The sequence below is a fragment of the Falsirhodobacter sp. alg1 genome (assembly GCF_000739715.2).
Taxonomy (GTDB): domain Bacteria; phylum Pseudomonadota; class Alphaproteobacteria; order Rhodobacterales; family Rhodobacteraceae; genus Falsirhodobacter.
In genome coordinates this window covers 1-507 of the sequence record NZ_BBJC02000116.1, presented here as the reverse complement: position 1 = coordinate 507, position 507 = coordinate 1, and the positions used below count along the sequence as shown (strand labels likewise).

Below are 507 nucleotides of genomic sequence, written 5' to 3'. Positions count from 1 at the left end.
GGTTCGGTCAACGTCCCGAGGTCGATGCCGAAACACGGGCATTCGTGCTGGGCGGATGATCCGCCTCGGCCTGACCGGCTCTGTCGGAATGGGTAAATCAACCACCGCTGCGATGTTTGCGGCGGTGGGGATACCTGTCTGGGATGCCGATGCGGCTGTGCACCGACTATATGCTGCGGGGGGGCCGACCATATCCGAGGTTGCGATGATGCTTCGCCCATGACGGGCCACCCTTGCCTCGGATGCCCATATGTCGGCGTTTCCAGGCTCCATCACCACAATTTCGTGGCGGCCTTGCGGTGGCATGTCGAACCGGGCGGTAACGCGCATGCCGTCCGCAATCGGTGTGACCGAACAGGACAGCCGGCTTATCCCACCGGTGCGGCCAGAGACAGGGCCATGGGCCAGGGCATCGGTGATCCGGGGGTCATGGCTTCCGGTCCCTTGCAGGGTGTTGTTGATATCCACAAAGGTCGGCACGCAGATGTCGCTGCAGACGCCCATTTC

General features: G+C 62.9%; 1 pseudogene. It reads left to right on the top strand.

The features are described from left to right. Window positions 1–55: 55 nt before the first annotated feature. A pseudogene (locus tag TR36_RS15330) lies at window positions 56–211 on the top strand (dephospho-CoA kinase); the annotation flags it as partial. Window positions 212–507 lie beyond the last annotated feature (296 nt).